General features: G+C 47.0%; 6 protein-coding genes. 4 read left to right on the forward strand and 2 right to left on the reverse strand.

Translation table 11 applies throughout. From position 1 onward, the window contains the following. The first annotated feature begins 124 nt into the window (after nucleotides 1–124). On the forward strand, nucleotides 125–706 hold the full coding sequence (locus QUB16_RS10790) for an NADPH-dependent FMN reductase (RefSeq protein WP_333315935.1): 582 nt from the start codon (nucleotides 125–127) through the stop codon (nucleotides 704–706). Between the two features lie 64 nt (nucleotides 707–770). Here the strand turns inward: QUB16_RS10790 and QUB16_RS10795 are convergent, their stop codons facing one another. After that, complete coding sequence (locus QUB16_RS10795) at nucleotides 771–2,066, reverse strand: MFS transporter (RefSeq protein WP_333315942.1); 1,296 nt, start codon at nucleotides 2,064–2,066, stop codon at nucleotides 771–773. 532 nt (nucleotides 2,067–2,598) lie between these two features. Here QUB16_RS10795 and QUB16_RS10800 point away from each other — a divergent pair. Together QUB16_RS10800 and QUB16_RS10805 are read left to right on the forward strand one after the other, a co-directional pair. Beyond that, nucleotides 2,599–4,542, forward strand: a complete 1,944-nt coding sequence (locus QUB16_RS10800) for an FAD/NAD(P)-binding protein (RefSeq protein ID WP_333315936.1) — start codon at nucleotides 2,599–2,601, stop codon at nucleotides 4,540–4,542. Nucleotides 4,543–4,631: 89 nt separating this feature from the next. Then, nucleotides 4,632–5,090, forward strand: a complete 459-nt coding sequence (locus QUB16_RS10805) for a VOC family protein (RefSeq protein ID WP_333315937.1) — start codon at nucleotides 4,632–4,634, stop codon at nucleotides 5,088–5,090. Nucleotides 5,091–5,212: 122 nt separating this feature from the next. On the opposite strand, the gene QUB16_RS10810 is transcribed toward QUB16_RS10805, so the two are convergent. Next, a complete protein-coding gene (locus QUB16_RS10810; protein WP_333315938.1) occupies nucleotides 5,213–5,467 on the reverse strand; it encodes a hypothetical protein in 255 nt (84 codons plus the stop codon). On the opposite strand from QUB16_RS10810, the gene QUB16_RS10815 reads away from it, so the two are divergent. Continuing rightward, entirely contained in the window at nucleotides 5,457–5,801 is a 345-nt protein-coding gene (locus QUB16_RS10815) for a hypothetical protein (protein ID WP_333315939.1), read from the forward strand. The genes QUB16_RS10810 and QUB16_RS10815 overlap by 11 nt on opposite strands. Nucleotides 5,802–6,378: the final 577 nt, after the last annotated feature.

A 6,378-nucleotide genomic window follows, 5' to 3' on the forward strand; every position in this document is an offset into this window, starting at 1 on the left:
TTCACCAGAATACAACGAGAAGGCGTTACCGTTTTTGAATTATTATCAATCGGAGACGAACACCCCTGGGGAGTAAGTCCATTCAGCCTCAATCACTTCCATAACACAAACTGGAGATCAACTAATGAAACCTTATATTCCCATCCTGCTCGGTACCTATAGAAAGGGGCGGCAGAGCCTCAAGGTAGCCGAGTGGATTCTTGCACGCATGCAAGATCGTGATCGACTGAAAACAGAGCTCATTGACCTAGAGACCTATCAACTTCCGATCATGGAAGAGCGATACGATCCTCACATGGAAAAACCTCCCTCCAATCTGCAACAGTTTTGCGAAAGGCTCAGTCAGGCTGATGGGGTGTTGATTGTGGCACCGGAATATAAAGGCAGCTATCCCGGTATTCTCAAAAATGCTCTGGATTACATACCGCCTCAGGCATGGAAACACAAACCTGTTGGCATCTGTACAGTATCCGCAAGCCAATTTGGTGGGATCAATTGTCTCGCTCAATTACGCCTCCTCAGTCTGGCTTTGGGGGGCTTACCGATCCCCGAGCCATTCCCCATTGGTCAAGTCCGCGAGATGTTTGATGAGCAGGGAGATGTGCGCGATGTAAGGCTCAATGCAGAACTCGATGATTTTATCAATGCACTGCTTTGGTATACCGAGGCTTTGGTCAACAAACGACAGATGGACGTAGCTCATTAGGGATTGACTCGAGTGGTTGAGGTTCTGACGGGGTGACAACCCCGTCAGCTTGAAGTCTCTGCGATCAGGCAGACAGCTCTACGGTGACATTTGTTTGATCGGGGAGCTCATCCTCTAGTTGCTGCAGACGAGGGTACTGATAAACACAGAGGGTTGCGATGACAAGCAACCCCCCCATGACTATATCTAAAAGAGCAATGCCACGACCTGGACCGATCCCAATCATCTGAACAAAGGTGTTTGCCAACAACCCATCTGAGGTCATCAAGGGTTCAAAAACAAGCTCGTCCAGAGGACCAGCTATGGCATACCCCAGGGTTATACCAGCAGTAGCCAGTGGCTCCTGTAGACTAAACACGCGACCTTGGACCTCAGGTGCAACTTTTTTCTGGAAAATCACTTGTACCAAGCCTGTGATAATGGGAAACATCATACACAAGAAAAAATCAGCGATCGTAAATAGATAGATGGAGGGGCGTAATCCTGACACTACGATAAACAGCCCAGCAGCTACCATACATCCAAATAAGGTTTTGATGTGGTGTGCTTGTGATTTCCAAATCCCCATCAACAAGCTTCCAACCACTAGACCACAACTACTGATAGAGAGCACAGTTCCCAATCCCGTTGGCGATGTCAGCGTCAAAATCAGAGGGGTTGATAATACACTAAAGGCTCCGATGACAATGTTGGTGGTCGCTAAGAAAATCATCAGTCCTAAAAGTCCAGGTCTCGTGATTAAGTACTGCCAACCATAGACCACTGCCTCGAAAAAGGGTTGAGGTTGAGTGGGTTCTCCATCATCGCCAATCTCAGGGAATCGCAGGAGAACAAGGGGGACAAGCGCAATAACTAAAGTGGCAAAGTCAATTAGAATAATGCCTTCAAGGTCGATCGCTTCCAGAAGGATCCCGGCGACAAAAGGCGCAATGATTTTAGCGACAGCGCCTCCCAATCTTGTCAGGCCACTGGCGCGGATCAACTGGTCTTTCGGAACAAGCAATGTTGTCGCAGACAGATAAGCCGTAGATTGAAATGCCTCAAAGCAGGAACTGAGGGCAGTAATGCCATAAAGAGTCCAGATTGAAAGACGATCGCTAACAAATAGCCAAGCAACAGTCAGGGTACATAGCCCTACACAGGAGTCTGCAACGATCATCGTCCAACGTCGGCTCCAACGGTCAACGAAGACCCCCGTCACTGGAGAGATTAGTAGGCCCGGCACGCTGCTACACAGAATGAGCAACCCAAACTCGGTGACCGATCCTGTTTGTTGATAGATCCAGAGGTTGAGACCAAACGCCGATAGGCGAGAGCCAATGAGGGAGACACATTGGCCGATCCAAACCAAGAAAAACACTCTGATCTCGTTAAAGGAACGATAGAACTCTAGCAACTATGTGGAGCCTCCAAGGTTAGCCAATAGTTAACATTTTAGAGGATAACTAGAGTTGTGAGTTTATTCAGAGGCTAAAAAAAGCACAACATTTCTGATAACATAACTTATAAAAATAAAAAACTATAGCAATCCTTGCAGGAGTCGTAAATTTTTTACCCCACCCCAGCCCTCCCCGAACTCGCGGTCCGGGAGTAAGAAATTCACAAATGATGCGAGGATCGCTATATAGCATGGTTGCAGTATCTCCAGGGAAATCCGCCTAAGCTAGTTGTCTCAGGACAGTTGTTTGGGATTACTGCTCGTGTGAAACAGGAAGAAATCGCTCAAACTAATTATTGTCTGGCTAGTCAGGATTTGTAAGGTTTTGGGGAAGCTTTTCCGAGTGGAAAAAATCTTCAAAAGAAGACAACTGAGGATTAATGATGGTGTTGCTATCGCTGCATTGTCCGGGAGTTTTCTGTATTGTGTCGCGTAAATGTATCAGAACGAACCCATGTCTGGACTAATGTCGAGAAGAGTAGTTGCAAGCAGCGGAGAATCGACCCGAGAGATTGAGGAGCAACAGGTTCATACAGTAGCCATTGTGGGACTCGGACCTAAGGGGTTCTATTGCTTTGAAAGGCTCTTGGCCCAGTTCAATGCTCGCCCTTTGAACACTCCTCTTCATATTCATGTTTTTAATCGTTCCCCTCATTTTGGGGCTAGCCCTATTTACGATCCGGATCAGCCTGAATACATCAAGGCCAACATTAACGCTGCGGTGATTGATTTGTGGGATGCACCCGATCCACCGATCGTAGCCGGGAGAGGAACCAACTTTGTGGACTGGTACCATGAGACGGTTCAGCCACCTCAGCCGTTGACGGGGGAAGAGTATCTCTCCAGGAGCGTTATAGGCCGCTATCTCATGGAGGGATTTCGTCATCTCCTCAAACAGCTTCCCTTGAATGTAACAGTTTTCTGTCATGTGGCAGAGGTGGTTGATATTCGACCCCAACAACAGGGATATGAACTAGAGTTTGTGGCCCAGAAGGGATATACGGAAACTATTAAAGTTGACAAGATCCTGCTTGCTACTGGTCATTCTTCCCTCACAGCGGGCTATGAGGAAAAGCGCTATCACGACTTTACTCAACAGCATAAGAGCGCAACATTCATCCCGTTTGTGTATCCCGTAGTAGAGGTTATGGGCCGGGTTTCAGCAGGTGCCAAAGTCGCTATGAAGGGCATGGGATTGACGTTTATCGATGCGGTTCTTGAATTAACTGAAGGTCGCGGTGGTCGTTTTGAGCGCTCAACGGACGGGACACTGTCTTACATAGCCTGTGGCAAAGAACCCCGATCGATCTTCCCCTTTTGTCGTAGTGGTCTGCCGATGGTGCCTAAAGTTGATAGGGTGATTGATTTACCACCGCTCACTTTTTTGACTGACAATGCGTTGGCTAACCTGAGGCTGCAGGCACCTGGGGGCAAACTTGACCTGGAGAGGGATCTATGGCCTCTTGTGGAGTTGGAGATGCAGCTTTGCTACTACCGAGTGGAGATGAAGACTGATGAGGATCGAGACCGACTGGTAGCTTGCGGGAATGATGCGGAGGCGGTACGCCAGGTCATTGATGCCTACCTGTTGGCCCATCCAGAGCAGGCTCGATTTGACTATTGGCAGGTGCTGGAGCCAATTGGTGACCGTCGTTTTGCGACTGGAGAAGAGTTAACCCACTTTATCGGACGCTACATGGAGCAAGAAATTGCCCGCGCTTACCGAGGCCCCACGCAGTGCGGTATCCGGGCTGCTATCGATATTTGGTATGAAGTCCGCAAAACGTTGGGTTTAGTTCTACAGTTTGGGGGGCTCACCCCAGAGTCACACAAAAAGTTAGTAGAGTACTACTTCCCCAGGTTCAAACGAGTTTCCTTTGGCCCTCCCATTCTTAATATTGAAAAGCTCCTGGCTCTCCTAAAGGCTGGATTTTTGGATTGTTCAGTGGCACGTAGCCCTCGCCTACGGCTCGATGAGGTCAATGAGTGTTTTGAACTTCTGTGTGATGAAATTCCTAAAGCTGTGGTGCAAGTTGATACTCTGATTGATGCTCGGTATCCAGATATAGATATCTCTCGAGATGTAACTCCTCTCTACCAGAATCTTTTCCAACGTGGCACGATCGGGCTTTACGAAAATAAGTCGATGGTCCAAAATCAGCAAGGGTATTACTCGGGCGCGATCGATATGACTGAGCAGACCCAATTTGTTGTCAATAGAGAGGGGGTTACCAACGAAGATATTGCCGTGATTGGCATTCCCACTGAGGGAAACTTAGTCGGTAATTTTGCTATGCTGCGGGATAGCTACTCAGGGATCTGGGCTGTAGAGGTGATCGAGCAGTTACGATGCCGAGAGCAATCCTGGTTGACCCAAAAGATGGAGAAGGTCCTGTAGGAGTTGCACAGCAAAGATTGACAGAGTTGTCAGGCTGTCTTACGATCGCCATCGCGTCTTGTTAGTCAAATCTATAAGTAGGTTTTTCAATGGTTGCCAATCCCCCTGAAGATATGCCCCGCATTGCCCCACACCTGTTCTACGATGACGTGGGTGCTGCTATTGACTGGCTGGTTGAAGCGTTTGGCTTTGTAATTCGTGTGAGAATGACTGATGATAACGGCCTAGTTGTCCATGGTGAACTGGAAGTTGAGGATAAGAATAGCCTCGTCATGCTAGGTCTTGCCGCCGAGAACGCGGCTTGGGAAAGTCCGCGAACCCTGAATGGACTGATCAGCCAACGACTCTACATTTATGTGGATAATGTCGATGCCCACGCTGAGCGTGCTCGCAAAGCAGGAGCCAAGTTCGTCTACGAACCCGTTACCCACTTCTATGGCGATCGTGTTTATGAGTGCGAAGATCCAGAGGGGCACCGTTGGAAGTTTGCTCAGCACGTTCAAGATGTAGATATGAGTACCTTGAAGCGTCCCCCTGATATAAAGTAAAAAATGAAAGCGGTGCGGTCAAAACCAGTTGGTGATGTATAGACAATTTCTCTGCGCCCCCGCGTCCCCGTGTCAGTCTCAACCAACTATTTATGACCACACCCAAATGAAATTGTCAGGACTTACGCAACTGTCACAGCGATCGCCCGCCCGTCTTGCGCCAAGGTTTTAGCGAAGGCTGGGCGTTTTTGTTGTTGAATCAGGTAATTTGATAGTAAGCCATGCTTGATTTGATAAACAGTTTTGCCTGTAGAATATTTATTTATAAAAATTTTTACCAGAGTATAGCATGAGCAAGCTGCTAGCATAGTAAGATATAATTTTGCTGAAGAAGCATACACAATTGCTATGTGGAAACCAATTTTTGTGAAAGTCATCCTGGTTGTTGTCTTGAGTGTTTTCCTAGCTCAATTCAATGTTAGTAGTGCTTTAGCGCACAATGCACCAGATATAGACCGAAAACCCACAAAGAATAGACCCCTTCCTGAACTCCCAGATTTGTCAGGTTCCGAAGTTCAAGATTCGTCCGCGCCCGATGTCTTACGTAGTTTGCCCGCGCCCGGTGTCTTACGTAGTTCGCCCGCCGAAGCACGCCCGAAAGGGGTTGAGCATTTATCCGATCTGTTCTTGAGGACACGCTCTCAAGCCGATCGAGCATACGATATTGAAAAGCTCAAAAAGTTCGATGATGAAGTATATGGGGATAGGTAATATGGGCGAAGAAGCCAACTGAGTTTAGACTATCCCTCTTGTCTCAATCTCGGAAAAAGAATAGCCGAAATTATTTTAGTGAAGGATATTATTCTGAGATTGACAAAGGGGGCTATTTTCCTCTGCTTAGCGTAACAGAAAAAGGTTATAGCAGCCCTCAATGATTCGCGAACAAGGAAATTCTGAAACTGCTGTCCTTTGTAGATATCTATCTTCTCTCACTCTCCGAAAACTTTGGCCATTTCCGAATTCTAGAACTTTTGTATGCGAAGCGATCGCCAGATTTTTTTCTAATAACAAATACAACGAGCAAATTTTTGTAATAAGATAGCTGGCATTAGTCAAAAGTCTCTACCCAATAGCAAAAGGGGAAAGTTAATAGAACTTTCCCCTTTTTGTGCAAGAAACCTAATCATACCAAATCGGTATCGTAAACCCCTTTAATCCTTCTGGTAATGGGTAATGGGTAATGAAAATTCCAAACCCATTACCATTTATACCCATTGGTGACAAGTTAAGGCTGTAAGTCTTTTGTCAAGAGGCTTTCGGAGAGTTCTTAAAAAAGAATTGGTCAGAC

Source organism: Microcoleus sp. D3_18a_C4, from assembly GCF_036702415.1.
GTDB lineage: Bacteria > Cyanobacteriota > Cyanobacteriia > Cyanobacteriales > Microcoleaceae > Microcoleus.